The 17,175-nt window shown below is 33.4% G+C and carries 15 protein-coding genes and 1 tRNA gene; 8 read left to right on the top strand and 8 right to left on the bottom strand.

What is annotated here, in order from left to right; all coding sequences use genetic code 11:
- Positions 1-142 precede the first annotated feature (142 nt).
- Positions 143-1,123, bottom strand: a complete 981-nt coding sequence (gene pdhA, locus ACQ4M0_RS01315) for a pyruvate dehydrogenase (acetyl-transferring) E1 component subunit alpha (protein ID WP_007302758.1) — start codon at positions 1,121-1,123, stop codon at positions 143-145.
- A gap of 65 nt (positions 1,124-1,188) precedes the next feature.
- On the opposite strand from pdhA, the gene hemJ reads away from it, so the two are divergent.
- The 7 genes from hemJ (at position 1,189) to ACQ4M0_RS01280 (ending at position 10,596) form a co-directional block, all read left to right on the top strand.
- The gene (hemJ, locus tag ACQ4M0_RS01310) at positions 1,189-1,617 is read left to right on the top strand and encodes a protoporphyrinogen oxidase HemJ (protein ID WP_064085941.1); all 429 of its coding nucleotides are present in this window, start codon (positions 1,189-1,191) and stop codon (positions 1,615-1,617) included.
- A gap of 154 nt (positions 1,618-1,771) precedes the next feature.
- Positions 1,772-3,283 carry an HlyD family type I secretion periplasmic adaptor subunit gene (locus ACQ4M0_RS01305; protein WP_007302760.1) on the top strand — a complete coding sequence of 504 codons (1,512 nt, stop codon included), beginning with the start codon at positions 1,772-1,774 and terminating at the stop codon, positions 3,281-3,283.
- Between the two features lie 554 nt (positions 3,284-3,837).
- Positions 3,838-4,602, top strand: coding sequence for a cytochrome c oxidase subunit II (coxB, locus tag ACQ4M0_RS01300; protein WP_213863699.1), 765 nt, complete (start codon positions 3,838-3,840; stop codon positions 4,600-4,602).
- A 15-nt stretch (positions 4,603-4,617) separates the two neighbouring features.
- A complete protein-coding gene (gene ctaD, locus ACQ4M0_RS01295; RefSeq protein WP_438456494.1) occupies positions 4,618-6,168 on the top strand; it encodes a cytochrome c oxidase subunit I in 1,551 nt (516 codons plus the stop codon).
- Position 6,169: 1 nt separating this feature from the next.
- On the top strand, positions 6,170-7,057 hold the full coding sequence (locus ACQ4M0_RS01290; RefSeq protein ID WP_213863697.1) for a heme o synthase: 888 nt from the start codon (positions 6,170-6,172) through the stop codon (positions 7,055-7,057).
- A gap of 175 nt (positions 7,058-7,232) precedes the next feature.
- The gene (rnhA, locus tag ACQ4M0_RS01285) at positions 7,233-7,670 is read left to right on the top strand and encodes a ribonuclease HI (RefSeq protein WP_007302764.1); all 438 of its coding nucleotides are present in this window, start codon (positions 7,233-7,235) and stop codon (positions 7,668-7,670) included.
- The gene (locus ACQ4M0_RS01280) at positions 7,663-10,596 is read left to right on the top strand and encodes a YhdP family protein (RefSeq protein WP_052264839.1); all 2,934 of its coding nucleotides are present in this window, start codon (positions 7,663-7,665) and stop codon (positions 10,594-10,596) included. The genes rnhA and ACQ4M0_RS01280 overlap by 8 nt, the downstream gene beginning before the upstream one ends.
- 30 nt (positions 10,597-10,626) lie before the next feature.
- On the opposite strand, the gene ACQ4M0_RS01275 is transcribed toward ACQ4M0_RS01280, so the two are convergent.
- From ACQ4M0_RS01275 to ACQ4M0_RS01250, 6 genes are all read right to left on the bottom strand, one after another.
- Complete coding sequence (locus ACQ4M0_RS01275) at positions 10,627-11,040, bottom strand: YqaA family protein (RefSeq protein WP_012481730.1); 414 nt, start codon at positions 11,038-11,040, stop codon at positions 10,627-10,629.
- The gene (gene cysS / locus ACQ4M0_RS01270) at positions 11,009-12,403 is read right to left on the bottom strand and encodes a cysteine--tRNA ligase (RefSeq protein ID WP_012481729.1); all 1,395 of its coding nucleotides are present in this window, start codon (positions 12,401-12,403) and stop codon (positions 11,009-11,011) included. The genes ACQ4M0_RS01275 and cysS overlap by 32 nt, the downstream gene beginning before the upstream one ends.
- A complete protein-coding gene (locus ACQ4M0_RS01265) occupies positions 12,396-13,052 on the bottom strand; it encodes an exopolysaccharide biosynthesis protein (protein ID WP_007302767.1) in 657 nt (218 codons plus the stop codon). Before ACQ4M0_RS01265 ends, cysS begins: the two co-directional genes overlap by 8 nt.
- A gap of 114 nt (positions 13,053-13,166) precedes the next feature.
- On the bottom strand, positions 13,167-13,820 hold the full coding sequence (locus ACQ4M0_RS01260) for an exopolysaccharide biosynthesis protein (protein ID WP_007302768.1): 654 nt from the start codon (positions 13,818-13,820) through the stop codon (positions 13,167-13,169).
- Between the two features lie 126 nt (positions 13,821-13,946).
- Entirely contained in the window at positions 13,947-14,114 is a 168-nt protein-coding gene (tatA, locus tag ACQ4M0_RS01255; protein WP_265024981.1) for a twin-arginine translocase TatA, read from the bottom strand.
- A 140-nt stretch (positions 14,115-14,254) separates the two neighbouring features.
- A complete protein-coding gene (locus tag ACQ4M0_RS01250; RefSeq protein WP_438456493.1) occupies positions 14,255-14,992 on the bottom strand; it encodes an ABC transporter ATP-binding protein in 738 nt (245 codons plus the stop codon).
- Between the two features lie 151 nt (positions 14,993-15,143).
- Here ACQ4M0_RS01250 and ACQ4M0_RS01245 point away from each other — a divergent pair.
- Positions 15,144-15,217: transfer RNA gene (locus tag ACQ4M0_RS01245), tRNA-Arg, on the top strand.
- Positions 15,218-15,294: 77 nt separating this feature from the next.
- Here ACQ4M0_RS01245 and ACQ4M0_RS01240 read toward each other — a convergent pair.
- Positions 15,295-17,109: an ankyrin repeat domain-containing protein gene (locus ACQ4M0_RS01240; protein ID WP_438456492.1), complete on the bottom strand. Its 1,815-nt coding sequence runs from the start codon at positions 17,107-17,109 to the stop codon at positions 15,295-15,297.
- Positions 17,110-17,175 lie beyond the last annotated feature (66 nt).

Raw genomic sequence — 17,175 nt, 5'->3', positions numbered from 1 at the left:
TTTAACCTATGATCCAAGAGCGGTGTATATCAATAATATAAGAGTTACTACAGTTTCTATTGACTAGGCTGTTATATAATAAAGTTAAGTGCTGCCAAAAAATATCTATAGTAGGCCAAAACATAATTTTGATGGCAACTGATTAGCTAACAAATTTATAAACATCAGTATACAGCTCATCAATCTCTGGCTCTTTACTACTTTTAGCAAAATCTTCTGACTTTTTTACTAAGTCTCGTATTTCCTTATCAATAGCTTTGCATTCTTCATCAGAAGCTATTTTATTATCTTTCATATACTGCTTTAAATTACTTATAGGATCATGATTTTGCTTCATATCTTCAACTTCTTCTTTTGTGCGATAAGTAGCAGGATCTGACATCGAATGGCCACGATATCGATATGTCTTCATTTCAAGCAAGAGAGGTCCTTTTCCCCCACGTACGTGCTCAGCTATTTCACTTGTTACCTCATAGACAGAGAAAAAATCCATTCCATCAACTTGTTTTCCAGGAATACCAAAACTCTCTCCTCTTTTATATAGTTCAGTTACTAAAGTTGATCTTTGCACAGAAGTTCCCATTGCGTATTCGTTATTTTCTATGATATAAACCACAGGTAACTTCCACAAAGATGCCATATTAAATGATTCATATACTTGTCCTTGATTTGCAGCACCGTCACCAAAATATGTGAATACAACGTTATCTTTTTTCTTGTATTTATTAGCAAATGCTATTCCTGTACCAATTGGGACTTGTGCACCTACTATTCCATGTCCACCAAAGAAATTTTTTTCAACATCAAATATGTGCATGGAGCCACCTTTACCTTTTGAACACCCTGTTTCTTTGCCGTTTAGTTCTGCCATCACAACATTTGGATCAGAATTACATGCAAGCATTAAGCCATGGTCTCTATAGCTTGTGATAAAAGCATCACCAGGTTTTGATGCAGCTTGAGTCCCAACTGCAACTGCTTCTTGCCCTATTGATAAGTGACAGAATCCGCCTATTAATCCCATTCCGTATAATTGTCCTGCTTTTTCCTCAAATCTGCGTATTAGAAGCATTTTTCTGTAGAACCCAATCACTTGCTCTTTAGTGAAATTTCCTGCTTTCATATTGACTTTCTTTTATTAAACTGAGATCATACCAGAAATCTTTAACATTTTATAATACTATCTATATGGACTACTATCACTGGCTTGAAGCTTTTCACGTTATCTCTGTAATTATGTGGGTGGCAGGTATGCTCTATTTGCCAAGGCTTTATGTTTACCATGCATCTGTAAAACCAGGGTCAGAAAATGACAGCTTACTTCAAATAATGGAGAAGAGACTCCTTAGATATATCATAAACCCTGCAATGCTTTTCTCCCTTAGTTTTGGAATTATGCTAATGATTATTAGGGAACCATATCACGAAGGGTGGTTTCATGTAAAAGCGCTAGCATTATTCTTAATGTTTGCTATTCATTTCCTACTTGCAAAGCATAGGAAAAATTTTGTAGTGGGCTTGAATAAGAAAACTCACGTTTATTTTCGTGTTTTAAACGAAGCAGTAACAGTGTTAATAATAATTATAGTTATTATGGTTATTGTAAAACCTTTTTGATTTTCTAGCCTAATGCTGAACCATTCAATAGAGTATAAGAATTGTTACTAAATAGTTTATTCTGATGTTCCATAGTCTAAGTAGAGTACTTAAGATATAGATTCTTTGTTTTTGTGTGTTATCCTGATTAACAAGAATTCGCAGTAGTATTATAATGAGTAAGTTAAAAAAGCTTAGTGCTGGACTTTCTTTGACAGGCCTTATTGGTAGTGATGATATAGATATGCAAAGGGCAGGAAATAGAAAGAAGAAATATCAATTTTTGGATAAGACGTTCGCATGGATTGATGCGATGATAAATTTTATTTTTAAACGTGAGAGTAATAACGTAAATGAAGTCCTAAAAGTCACATGGGGACCACTATTTTTTGGTTTAGTGGTGATATTCATCTTTTTTGGAATAGGTGGTATTTGGTCAGCTATAGCTCCAATTGACGGAGCAGTGCATGCAAGTGGAGAAGTTATTGTCTCTTCAAATAGAAAAATAGTGCAACACTTGGGTGGGGGAATAATAAGCAAAATTTTAGTAAAAGAAGGTCAAGCAGTTAAAAAAGATGAGCCTTTAGTTTTATTAAGTGATGTTAACGAAAAGGCAAATTTGAGTATAATTAAAGAAAAACTCTTATCACTTTTGGCAACTGAAGCAAGACTTATTGCAATCAGGGGAGACTTAGATACGCTAGAATTTTCTGATGAGGTTAAAAGATTATCTAACGATGAACTTGTAAATAAAGCGATAAAGAATCAGGTAAAGTTGTTCAACTCTCAGAGAAAGAGTATATTAGGAAAAACTGACATACTGCAACAACGTATAAAGCAGTTAAATGATGAATTAGCAGGGCTAAATTTTCAACTAAATGCAGCCCATAAGCAATATGACTTGATAACTGAGGAGTTAGAAACAAAAAGACAATTACTTGATAGTGGCCATATAAGCAAACCACACATTTTAGCTTTAGAAAAACAGTTTGCTGAAATTGAGGGTAGAGTTGGACATTACCGTTCTGCAATATCTCAAGTACAGCAAAAGATTGGAGAAAATGAGTTAGAGATTATAAATGTGAAGAATGATGCTCAAGAAAGAGCAAATGCTGAGCTTAAGGAAGTTAATACATCTATTGCAGACTTAAAAGAGAGGCTGATGGTTGCTGAAGATTCGTTAGCACGTACAATAATTAAATCACCTCAAGATGGTATAGTTACAGATATAAGATACCACACTGAAGGTGGTGTTATACAATCTGGAGTCCCAATCCTGAGTATAGTACCATCAGATGATGATCTAATAATAGATGCTAAAGTTCTAACCAGAAACATAGAAGAGATACTGTCAGCAAAAAAGAAAGATAGCAATATAGTCTCTATCGACGGACTAGAAGGGCTGAAAGTTAAAGTAAGGCTGAGCGCTTATAGTGCACGTCGCTTAAGTTTAATTAACGGTATAGTAAACCATATTTCCCCTGATGCTCTTGATGATCCAAGGATGGGGCGTTATTATTCAGTGCGAGTGGTGATACCAAAATCAGAACTTGCTCAATTTAAAAACGTATACCTATATCCTGGTATGCCAGTAGAAGTATATATAGTTACTCAATCTCGCACTCTTTTATCGTTCTTGTTTACACCTATAATTGCAACATTCGATAGATCTTTCATAGAGAGATAATTTATTTGGCTTTTCTAGAAAATTTGTTTACAGAGTTTGATATGCAAAAAAATTTACACACAAGTAGTGTATTATTTTATAATTATTTTCTATAATATGTAAATCTTTGATTTAAGATGCAAATGCTAACGTAAACATTAAAGGTTAATTAGTAAACTCAGCTGTATAATAGAATTAAAGGAATTAGTAAGATTTTTACCTCAATGAATTATAAATAGGCAAACTTACTTAAAGTTTAATAGTGTCTGTTACTTTTTAGGTGTGAGGCTAGAGGGTTATTAGCAATAACAGACACTATTAAACTTATTATAGAATTTCCTTAAAGTAAATACTTAACTTAAAATATTATAATATTTTAAGTTAAAATAGATTCATGTAAATGCTTTTTCCTCAAGTTAGTATCGTATTATTATATTTATTAAATGCTAAAAAAACATTAATCATCATTTACTTTTGATTCAATATTTAGCAAAACACTTGTGTAAATTCTATAATCTCTGTTTGCATAGTAAGTGTATATATATTATTATACAGTTAGTTTTACAGCAAAAAATATGGTGAAGTTATTTGCATTATTGATAATGTTTTACTCAAATATATCAATTGCTTCTGCTCCTACTTCTTGGCAATTTGGATTTCCTGCGCCTGCAACTGAGATAATGGAGGTTGTAGTTAAGTCACATTCGTTTGTGATGAGTGTAATGATTGCAATTATGCTTTTTGTATGGGCCCTGCTTGCTTATGTAGTATTTCGCTTTCGTAAGGGCAAAGTGAAAAATGTCAGTAAAATAACTCATAATATCTTTGTAGAAATTATCTGGTTTGTTATACCAACGATTATTGTTGGGGTATTGGCTTTTAAAAATGCTGAATTAATTAAACTACAGGAGAAAGTGCCAAAAGCTGACATAACACTAAAAGTTATTGGTCATCAATGGTATTGGAGTTACAAGTACCCAGAATATCAAGGTATTTCATTTGACAGCTATATAAAAGGAAAAGAAGACTTTACCGAAAGAGATTTAAAACTATTCTCTGTTGATAATAACGTTATTTTACCTATCAATACTAATATTCGTTTACAAGTGACAGCAGGAGATGTAATACATAGCTGGGGAATACCGGCTTTTGGTATAAAAATTGATGCAATACCAGGTAGGCTGAATGAAGCATGGTTTAACGTTACAAAGCCCGGTATTTATTATGGGCAATGTTATGAACTATGTGGTCAAGGTCATGGATTTATGCCAATTGTTGTTGAAGCAGTGAGTAAAGAAGATTTTAATAAGTGGATTGAAGATAAAAAATTAGTAAGTTAAGTTTGGAGTATAGATATGAGTGATGTACCAAAAGGTATAAGACGTTGGCTGTTTTCTACTAATCACAAAGATATAGGGACACTATACATTATTTTTTCCATATTAGCTGGAATTATTGGTGGATTATTATCGGTAATTATTCGTACTCAGCTAATGCACATTAATATACTTAACAATAATTACCAGCTATATAACGTAATGATTACAGGGCATGCGGTAATAATGGTGTTTTTTATGATAATGCCAGCCTTAATGGGAGGATTTGGTAATTGGTTCGTACCTCTCATGATTGGTGCACCAGATATGGCATTTCCTCGTATGAATAATTTAAGTTTTTGGTTGTTAGTTTCATCTTTTATTTTGCTTATCCTCTCGGTATTTGCTGGCGAAGGTCCTGGAACAGGATGGACTTTATACCCACCTTTGTCGCAAATTATGTCCCACCCAAGTGCAGGAGTTGATCTTGCTATACTTGCACTTCATATTGCTGGTATGTCATCAATTGTTGGGGCGATCAACTTTATAGTTACCATATTCAATATGCGTGCAAAAGGTATGTCACTAACTAAGATACCACTATTTGTTTGGTCTATTTTACTCACGTCATTTATGTTAATTGTTGCCTTACCGGTACTTGCTGGTGCTATAACTATGCTGCTCACTGATCGTAATATAGGTACCTCCTTTTTTGATCCTGCTGGTGGTGGTGATCCTGTGTTATTTCAACATCTGTTTTGGTTTTTTGGTCATCCAGAAGTTTACATAATTATTTTTCCTGCATTTGGTATCATCAGTCAGATTGTGTCAACTTTTTCTCATAGGCCAGTATTTGGTTATATGGGAATGGTTTATGCCATGATAGGAATAGCAACGTTTGGCTTCATGGTTTGGGCTCACCATATGTTTACTGTTGGGCTTAGCGAGGATGCTGCTATATTTTTTAGCACTAGCACAATTTTCATTGGTGTTATAACTGGTGTAAAAGTCTTTAGTTGGATTGCAACTATGTGGGGTGGAGCGATTGAATTGAAGACACCAATGCTGTTTGCATTAGGTTTTATTTTCATGTTTGTTGGAGGTGGTATAACAGGGATAATTCTTTCTCACGGTGGAATAGATAAACTTTTACACGATACCTATTATGTCGTTGCTCACTTTCACTATGTCATGTCGCTTGCTGCATTATTTGGAGCCTTCGCTGGTTTTTATTATTGGATAGGCAAAATGTCAGGTAAGCAATATAACGAGTGTTTAGGAAAGGTACACTTTTGGCTCACTTTTATTAGCACCAATGTTACTTTCTTACCTCAGCATTTCCTGGGATTAGCCGGCATGCCAAGGCGTATACCTGATTATCCCGACGCGTTTATCCCTTGGAATTATATATCCTCAGTTGGCTCATATATGTCCTTTGTTTCAGTTATGTTTTTTGTGTTTATAGTTATACATCTCTTCAAATGGGGCAAGAAAGCTGGAGATAATCCTTGGGAAGGTGACACTTTAGAATGGACGGTATCTTCACCACCGCCTTTTCATACTTTTGAAAAACCACCAGTGATAAAATAGAATGTACACAAGTGTTTTGCTAAATGTTGAATCAACAATACTGGATTTTTGGCATTTGCTAAAGCCAAGGATAATGTACCTTGTAGTGTTTACTGCAATTGCTGGAATAGTTGCTGCACCAGGTAGCATTCATCCTTTCCTTGCACTAATATCTCTTATGTGCATTGCTCTTGGTTCAGGATCTGCAGGTGCAATAAATATGTGGTATGACAGAGATATAGACTTGCTTATGGAGAGAACAAAAAACCGCCCTATACCTTCAGGTAGAGTTTCTGCAGAAAGCGCGCTTGAATTTGGCATAACTCTTGGAATATTGTCAGTATTTATCATGGCAATAGCAGTGAACTATGTTTCTGCTGCTTTGCTTGCAATTAGCATATTATTTTATGTTTTTGTGTATACAATTTGGCTCAAAAGGCGTACTCCGCAGAATATTGTTATTGGTGGTGCAGCAGGTGCTTTTCCTCCAATGATTGGCTGGGCGGTTGTAACTGACTCTGTAAGCTGGGAAAGTTGTATTCTATTTTTAATAATTTTTATGTGGACTCCACCACATTTTTGGGCTCTATCCTTAAATAGATCTGAAGATTATACAAAAGCATCGATTCCAATGTTCAATATCGTTTATGGTCCAGAAAAAACGAGGAAATATATATTAATCTATAGCGTGTTACTCGTATTAACTAGCTTACTCCCAGCACTATTTTTGAAAAAGGCTCTATTTTACCTCAATATGGCAATTATTGAAGGGTGTGTTTTTATTTGGTCTGCTGCATCCGTTATAAGGCTTAAGAGTCATAGCTCGCAGAAAAAAATGTTTTCTTATTCGATTTCTTATCTATTTTCTCTGTTTGCCAGCGTTATTTACTGCTCTATTGATTTGTTTTAACCATGAAAGAACATAAAAACTATCTTTTACTTTCTCTTCTAATAATGCTCGTTGTAGCACTTTTTTTTATTTCCATAATAAAATTTAAAGGTGCGGCTTAAATTGCCTCTATATCTATAAAAATTGTGATTTTATAGAAGCAACGATATACTTTATTAATTCACTACAGTTAAAGATGAAGAAAAAGGAAGTGACAATATACACAGATGGAGCATGCTCTGGTAACCCAGGGACAGGAGGGTGGGCAGCAATCATATTATTTCAAAATCATAGAAAGAACATCTGTGGTAGAGAAGAAAATACTACAAATAATAAAATGGAGTTAACAGCAGTGATCAATGGACTGAAGGTATTAAAATTTCCTTGTAATATCAGTTTGTATACGGATAGCCTCTATATTAAATACGGTATAACAGAATGGATAAATAAGTGGAAAATGAACGGCTGGAAGACAAGTAATAAGAAGTCAGTAAAAAATATAGAATTATGGAAAGAATTAGATAATGCTGCTTTGCAACACGAAATTAATTGGAATTGGGTGAAAGCGCATAATGGTGACAAATACAATGAGGAAGCTGATATTCTAGCAAGAAAAGCAATAATCAATGCTTAAAAAAATTACTATATCATTTTCTATAATTTTATTATTTATATCCTGCTTCTTTATCTTTTTTAAAGGTGAGGGACCTCTAGAAATCAATATTAGTTATATTAATTTTTATATAAAGAAAAAAATATTAAAGATATTTACCAATTCGGATGTCAGCATGGAGAGTACTTCGGTTATTTGGCATCAAGATGGCAAGCTAGTCATTACAGATTTAAAAATAACAAATCCTGATTTTACAATAGAAGTTCCTGAGCTTTTCGTACACTTTAAGTTAAGTTCCAAAAAGTTCTCTCAGGTTTTAGCTGATAATGTACACATATATATCAAGAGGGAGGAGAGCAAAGAGATAACATCTGTAATGACAGAGAAGATGAGTAGTACAAAAAATCTGCTAAAGACAATAAGAAAATTTTTTTTCTACTTCAATGCAGACTCAAGGATTAAAATTACTAACATTGCTATCAATAAAAGCATGGAAGGTGAATTTTTTATTGATAAAGTATATGTAGGGAAGGGGGAAGATTTCAATGTTTTGGATATTCGTGTCCATACAAAAGAAGGTAAAGGGTTTCTAGATGATTTATCCATTACGATAAAAAACCGTAATAATTTACTAAATTTCTATGGAACATTCTATAACCTAAAGTTGGGGCTATTTAACGAATTTTCCACACTAGTTAAAAGTTACAATTTGGACAAAGAAATAGGATTCAAAGGAAACTTTTCAATTAGAATTAATGGAAAGGATGAAGTTGTGGACGGAAACATATACGTGTTAAATACAGAGAGTCACTCAGGTAAAAACTTAGCCTTGACTAATGTAAATGTAAATTTGACATATAGTGATGAAATCATTAGCATAAAAAACTTTCATTTTAAGTTAAATGATACTTACCTTTCTTTGATTGGTAAAATGAACTTTGGCACAAATCATGCTTTGCTTAGAGTTAATATTAGTAAACTTGTTGCAAAAGATTTATGTACTTATGTACCAGATGGTCTAGTGAACAATGAATTTAGAAAGTGGTATTGTAATAATATTGATGGGAATATTATAAATACAATTATAAGTTTTAACGGTAAAATCGATAGTTTAATAAATGATGATCTGTCAGGTATTGTAATTGTTGCTGATATAGAAAATGGCAGCGTTCAATTTGATGAGGATTTTGAACGAGTAGAGAACTTGAACGGTGAGTTAACCCTCAAGGATAACAATCTCAAAATTATTGTAAATAGCGCTAAGTTCCAGAATTTCAATATTGATGGTGGCGAAATTGAGATGCAATCTCTTAATAAAGAGGATTCTGTTCTCACAATTAATGGTCAGGCTGTAAGTGATGCTTATGGGTTATATGAACCTATAAAATTTAAGCTGGATGATATGATGAAGATTACAAGGGACAGTATAGGTGGAATAGCAAAATCTGTATTCAGTTTTCACATTTTTAATTTAAATGCTGATGATAAAAAAGTAGATTTTTTAGCCAAATTTCATTCTGAAATTGATAATTTTGTCGCGTATAATGGCAGTCTTGGTAAATATGAGATTAAGCTTGATTTCGGCGGAGATTTTATTGATTTAAATGGCAGTGGTATGGTAAATAATACACAGCTGCTATTTGACCTCAAAAGTAGCAATAAAAATGAAAATTTTGCCTGGAGTTTGACTGGAGATTTGCCTGCTCAAATACTTAATTTCGGTGATGGCTATATCAATGCAAATATAGAGTCAGTAATGTATCAAGACAAAACAGGGTATATTAATGGTAATATAGATTTATCAGAGCTCGAGTTGCGTTCAAGCTACTTAGGGTGGAAAAACCATTTTGAAGATCACAATGAAGTTTTATTTTCTACAAGGCTAAAAGGAGTAGGTAAGTTACTAATAGATAAACTAGATGTTGTAGGAAATGATCTAGACATAAAATTTAGCGGAAGAGTAGAAAATGGAAATCTATATTTAAATTCTAGCAACTTTAAATTACCTGATAATAATTTTAGTATAGAAATTGAATCAGGTAAGGAGAAAAATGCCATAACTATTCACGGTGAGAAAATCAACTTAAGTGATGTGTTAGGTTTACTTGGCAAAGATAGTAATCGATTAAATAACAAAATAGAAGTTACTATGAATGTTGATAATATAATTATGAAAGAAGGAATTATCATAAAAGATGCTAAGCTAAATGTAACTTGTGCTAAAGGTGATTGTAGTGGAAGTCAATTCACAGGACAGTTTTTAGAAGATAACAGTAATATACTAGTAGAACATAGTGAAATAGGGCTTGAAATATATTCGGATAATTCAGGTATGCTTTTGCGTTCTTTAGGTATTGGTAAATCAGTTAAAAATGGCAAATTATCTCTTTATCTATCTTCTAAGAGAGAAAATGGAGAACATTATGGTATGTTATCTATCAGCAATTTCTATATCAAAGATGCTCCACTGCTTACCACTTTATTATCAATGTCTTCACTGCCTGGTATTGTAAATGCTATAAAGAACGAAGGTGTACATTTTTATAAGTGTAATGCACCTTTTTCATATAAAGATGGCACTGTTGAAATTGAAGAATCTTGGCTTGAAGGAGCGGAACTAGGCATTAGCACTAGTGGTACGCTCGATATTAAGGGTTATAAATTCCAGGTTGAAGGACAAGTAATACCGGCATACTCAATTAACAAATCTTTGTTGAAAATCCCTATAATCGGAAAACTTCTGACTGGTGGAAAGAGTAGGGGGATTATTTCAATAGACTACAAAGCAAATGGTGATGATAAAAACAACAACGTATCTGTTAATCCTATCTCTTCGCTAACCCCAAGCTTACTTAAGAGGTTATTAGGAGTATTTGATCGTATTATGACAAAAAGTAATAAAAGCATTTTAAAAGGTAGTTTGAAGAAGAAATTTAGCTCAATATGACCAGAAGAAAAGTTGTTTATTGATGTTTAGTTAGATGGTAAACGTTAGATACAACAAACAGAGGAAGTTAGATAAAATAATTAAGGGAACAAGAATATAAAGGTTTAACTTGAAGTAACCGGATAAAATCTGAGTCACACTTCCAAGTGCTGGTACCCACGAAAGCAATGCAACTGCACAAATCAGTAGGTGCCTTACAATTTTTGGTGTTTTGTCTTCATTCTCTAATTTGTGATGTGATCTTCTGATAAAAATTGTTATTCTACCTAAATACCAGTTAGCTATTCCACCAAGACTGGATCCTAATACTCCAAAAAGTAATATAAGTAGTTGATCGTAGTTTGACCTAAAGCATAACATAGTGTAAAGTACAAAACCTTGATGTATGGGTAAGATAAGCGATGATACTAGGCTATCTATAAACAATAGGAGATAATTTTCCATACCAAGTTGTTGTACCATCTTCGTTGTCAGAAATTGTAACCCCCATTTGTTTCAATTGCTCTCTTATTTTGTCTGCAGTATCATAATCTTTATTTTGTTTTGCTACTTTTCTTAAGTCTATCAACCTTTCTATTTCTTGATGACTCACACCACTTGCAAACCACTCTTGATAACTTGACTCAAGAATACCAATGAACCTTGCGCTTTTAACAAACTTCTTAGTTAATTTGAGCTTCTCATATTCATTACTTGTCTTATTGATTTCTGTAGCCATTTCATGCAATATGGCTACAGCTTCAGGAATGTTTAAATCGTTTTTCAAAGCCTCTATAAAATCTTTAGAGACTTCTGTATCACTTTCCTCAATACATGTACTACGTAATAACCGATAAAACTTGTTTAAAGTTTCTTGCGACTCAGAGATAACATTTTCTGTCCAATCAAGTGGTTTTCTGTAGTGAGTTTTAAGCAGCGCATAACGTATTACTTCACCCTTTATTCCACTATCTAACAAATCCCTTACTTTGACTATATTAAATAAGGATTTGCTCATTTTCTCTTCATTTACCGTAAGAAACCCGTTGTGTACCCAATATTTTGCAAACGTTGACTCAGCAAATGCAGATTTACTCTGTGCAATTTCATTCTCATGATGAGGAAATTGCAAGTCTATACCCCCACCGTGAATGTCAAAATCTTTGCCAAGGTAAGCATATGACATTGCTGAACATTCTATATGCCACCCTGGTCTTCCCTCTCCCCATGGACTATTCCAGTGACTTGAAAGTTTATAGTCAGTTTCGTTTGCAGGTTTCCAAAGTACGAAGTCTCCTGGGTGTTTTTTATTTTCACCAACTTCAACTCTACTACCGTAGTTTAATTCATCAATTTTTTTTCCTGATAAAACGCCGTATTCAGGGTAAGATTCTACACTAAAATATACATGTTTATTGGATTCATAAGCATGACCAGCTTGCAGCAAAGACTCAATTAACTTGATAATGTTATCTATGTTTTCCGTTGCTTTTGGTTCATATGTTGGTTCTGCACAATTTATGCTTTCCATGTCTTCATGAAAAGTTTTAGTGTAATATTTGCTAATGCTTTCTATATTACTATTTTTCTCATTTGCTGCATTGATTATCTTGTCATCGATGTCGGTTATATTACGCACATAAGTAACTTTTCCATAACAAAATTTAAGCAGTCGAAATAATACATCGTAAACAACAATAGAACGTGCATTACCTATATGTGCTGTATCATATACTGTTGGCCCACAAACGTACATTTTTATATGATCTTTATCGATCGGTGTAAAGGGCTCTTTTTTTTTTGTTAAAGTGTTGTAAAGCTTAACCATATACAAAGCTTTTTAGAAAAGAAAATGCTCCAAATATAAGCTGTGGTCCTTTAACTATTACGACAAGAGTAAGTAATAACCCACACAATGATACTAATACTCCCATTATAGAGAGAAATCCATCTTTGCTCATGATACCCAGTGAAATGAGAGTTGTACCAATTGCAGGAATGAAGTTAGTTAAAGGAAGTGGGATTGCTATCGATAATGCACAAAGCAGCATTATAAATGCTAAAATATTTTCACCAGGACCACGAAAAATGAAAGACATTCTTGGTTTCATGAACTTTTCTATTTTTTTTAATGTAGGTGAAGTTTTCTCTACCACGAGAGCTAGTGTTGAACGTTGAAAAGATTTCCTTTCTAGCCAATTAGGCATCCAAGGAGAATCAAACCCAAATAGAAGCTGCAGTGAAAATAAGATTAAAGGTATAGAAAGAATGGTTGTATAGCCAGGTGGAACAGGTATAGGTACTGATAGCGGTAAAGAGAAGATGATTATTAAAATACCAAAACCACGCTCATGTAAAGCTGTTTTAATATCAAATAATGTTACTTTATCATTATCGTTATTATTAGTATCTGCAACCTCTTTTAGAATATCAGAGGCCAATTTTTTATCTTCAGTCAATTTCACACTTTTTTCCACAGTTACCCTTTAATAACAATATAACTTCTAACTAACATAGTTATTGCTATATTTCAATATCGATTATTCATTTCATGCTGTACTTCATTCTTTTATTAAAGTGTTGTAAAGCTTTTAAGTTATAAGGCTTTTAAGAAGAGAAAGTGTTCCGGCTATAAGTTTTGGTCCTTTAACTATTACAATAAGGGTAACCAATAACGCACAGAATGAAACTAACACTCCTAACGTAGATAAAAATCCATCTTTACCCATAATGCCGAGTGAAATAAGAGTTATACCAATTGCAGGAAGGAAGTGAGTAAAAGGTAATGGAAGAGCTATTATTATTGCACAAAGCAACATCATAAAAGCTAGAATCTTTTCACCCGGACCAAGAAAAATAAAAGACATTCTTGGTTTCATGAACTTTTCTATTTTTTTTAATATAGGTGAAGTTTTCTCTACCACGAGAGCTAGTGTTGAACGTTGAAAAGATTTCCTTTCTAGCCAATTAGGCATCCAAGGAGAATCAAACCCAAATAGAAGCTGCAGTGAAAATAAGATTAAAGGTATAGAAAGAATGGTTGTATAGCCAGGTGGAACAGGTATAGGTACTGATAGCGGTAAAGAGAAGATGATTATTAAAATACCAAAACCACGCTCATGTAAAGCTGTTTTGATGTCGAACAATGTTACTTTATCACTATCGTTGTTATTGGTATCTGCAACCTCTTTTAGAATATCAGAGGCCAATTTTTTATCTTCAGTCAATTTCTCACTTTCTTCCACGATTAACCTTTAATAACATTCTAACTAACATAATTATTACTGTACTTCAATCATAACTCTTCAATTCTTTAGCCTTGTTTAAACAAATGACACGCACTTTAGTGCGTGTCACGAAACATAAGGAAGCTAACGATCTGGTTCACTAGATGATAGTTTCTCTGAATCCTTAAGTTCTTGTTTAAGGTTTTTAATGCCTTTGCCTAAATCACCCATAACTTGTGGTAACCTACCTGCACCAAACAGAACTAAGATTATTATTAAGACTAGAAACAGCTGCCATGGACCTAAACTCATTTGTACCTCCGTTGAAAATATTAACTTTTAGGTATTAAAACTTGACTGAAGCCAAGTGATACATAAATTATATCACTTTTATTGAATTATAAATCAAGAGTTTTTAATTATCTTATAATAGTTTTAGCCTAACATTAAGTTTAGTTTAGCTGTAGAGTAAAAGGAAGCTCACTAAAAAATTTTGCTAACGTATCATCTTTAGGTCTGTGGTATATGTAGCTAGGAACTCCTGATTGAATAATTTTACCATTTTTCATCACGTAAATAAAATCTGCAACTTTCAACGCTTCTTGCGGATCATGAGTTACCATGAGTACAGGAATATTTTTGCTTCTAAAAAGTGACAATATATGGTGCCTTATTCGATATTTGAGCAGTATATCTAAATTAGAAAATGGTTCATCGAGCAAAACAACATCAAGATTTTGCGCCATTACTCTTGCTATTGCAACTAATTGTTGCTGTCCTCCTGATAAAGCATGAGGGTACATGTTTTCATATTTTTCTATATTAAATAGCTTTAAGATTTCCAATGCAGTAAGGTATTTTTCTTTCTTAGAAGTACTGCAAATAGCAAAAGTTATATTTTCTATTACTGTTTTATGAGGAAATAATGCAGAATGCTGAAAAATCAATCCGATATTTCTACGCTCTATAGCAATTGACACTTTGTTACTTGCAACTAATTTATCATTTATAACAATGGTTCCAGATTTTGGATTTTCTATTCCTGCGATTAATTTTAGAATTGTTGACTTGCCACAGCCAGAATGACCTAGTAAACAGGCAACACTTCCTTTCTTCACTTGAATGTTGATGTTGCTTAAAGCAAAGCCATCTTGATTACTATAAAAGTAACTAATATTGTTAACTAGCATTAATCTTTCAACTGGAATCGTATTATTAAATATAACAGTATTACATTCAAGAAATACAGAAATATTTTTTATTATTGTGAATTAATTGTACAGGGTACCTAGAAAAATGCGAGACTTTTTGCTATAATTTTGCATAAATAGCAGAAGACATGGGACTATAGCTCAGTAGGATAGAGCGTTGGATTCCTAATCCGAAGGCCGTGCGTTCGAATCGCACTAGTCCCACTTAATTTTAATAAAGTAGGAGAAACTAACACAGGTTTACAACACCGTTCTAGGAGTTAGAGTCCCAGTTTCTCAACTTACAGCGTTTGCGTGCTTGGGTTTATATGCTCAACCTTATTTTCTTCCATTGCTCTATAACTTGGCAGTGTAGAATTTTTTACATGTAATCCAGTTACTATTACAACTAAAATAGCTAGGACACTGCAAACTAATGCACCAGCTAAAGATGGAACCATCACAGCAGCAGCAACAAACAATCCTGCAATAACAACTCCAACAACATCACTCCTTAATGAGGCGTAAAAACTCTCCTTACTTTTTTTGTATTTAGTTTCTTTTTCATGTGGTGGAGAAAATTGAGCCTCTACAAAGCCGTTAGCTTTCTTATCATTATTTGGTGTGACAGTTGGGCCAGTCCTTGTTGATACAGGTGCTTCATTTTTGTTATTATTGCAATTAGTACTAACAGGGAGCACTGTTGCTACAGGTCTACTAATAACATTTCTATTACTATTGGATACACTATTTGTTTCTATGTGGCATGTTTCTTGTTCCTTATTTGTTGCTGATCCATGCGGCACAATTATTTCTCGATCATTTTGTATCAGTGCTGTTGCTGCCACAGAATTCTTTTTTGAAGAAGCAGTGCAGAATGCATCATCCTTTAACTGTTGATATAATCTGTACAATTCACTTTCAGGATCTAGTTTTGATTGCTCTGCATTAACACTTTGCAGTAACGTGCTCAGAATCTCAGCATTGTCATCATCAGTGTAAGAGACAACAAAGCATAATATAGGTTTGTCTCCTTCAATTTTGCTAACGTAATACCTTCCTTCTTGACCGATTGCATTGATGATGGTCATTCCATTTTGTAAGAGAAATTTTATAACGTTCAAATTTTGATCTTTAATTGCATATTCTAGTACAGCATTTTTTTCACATTTGCTCTGAAGATTAATTCCCTTCCTTCTTAACCTTTTTTGCAAATCTTCAAAACTAGTAACTGTGCTATCCTTTTTTGTAACCCTATCTATATCAAGACACAGATTCCTAATGTCATCATTATTTAGCGTGAGACCAGTGCTTGTATTACTGACATTGGACTCCGCTCCATCAGGTGTGTTTTGCTTCTTGTTTATTGCTGATCTAAGCAGTGCAATTATTACACAGCTTGAGAGATATTTATTGTGATCAGAATTGCTGAAGTCGACTTTAAACTCAGAATCTATTTGAAGTTGTTCTCTGAGTGATAATTTCCCTTCTTCAATTATTTTTAGAAGATTTCTTATGTCATCTTCTGGTATACCTGTCATATACTTTAAAAGTAACTTAACTTTTGGTAGGTCGCCATCTACAGAGGCATTACTCAAAGCCTGAACTTTCTCTTCTCCAGTAAATCTTTTGTTATTCAAGAGTATCTTCATAACTTCAGTGCTCTCATTGTGAGGAGCTGTGTTAAGAACCTCTAGTATTTTCGTATGATCTATGTAATCTAAAAATATCTCAAACTCTTGAACTTTACCTTCATTAACGGCGGTCAACAAAGCATTCGATTTTCTTTCTTGATCAAATTTATCGCTATCCAAAAATATCTTTATAACGTTAGGTTTTTCACCTGACACAGCGTAATCTAATACAGTTTTAGAAGTAGTATCTCCAATATCAATTTTAATATTTGACTTTGCGAGCAATTCAACAATTTTTAGAAATGTATCATAATCATTTAAAATACTGCTTTTCCCTGAGCGGAGAATATCCATAAACAAATCACAAATCTTTGCATCTGTTGGACCACTTTGTTTTAGCTTCTCACCAAATTCCTGAGCAACTATATTAGGATTATCAGTTACAAATTTCTTTACATCTTCATAAGTTAAATTACCGATCATATTCAAATCTTACTATTATTGCTATACGCTTATTATATCAACTTTTTCATTATTCAGTCAAGTAAT

Origin of the sequence: Wolbachia endosymbiont of Kerria lacca (assembly GCF_051602725.1) — a bacterium.
In the GTDB taxonomy this organism is placed as follows: Bacteria; Pseudomonadota; Alphaproteobacteria; order Rickettsiales; family Anaplasmataceae; genus Wolbachia.
This window is presented reverse-complemented; position numbering and strand designations above follow the sequence as displayed.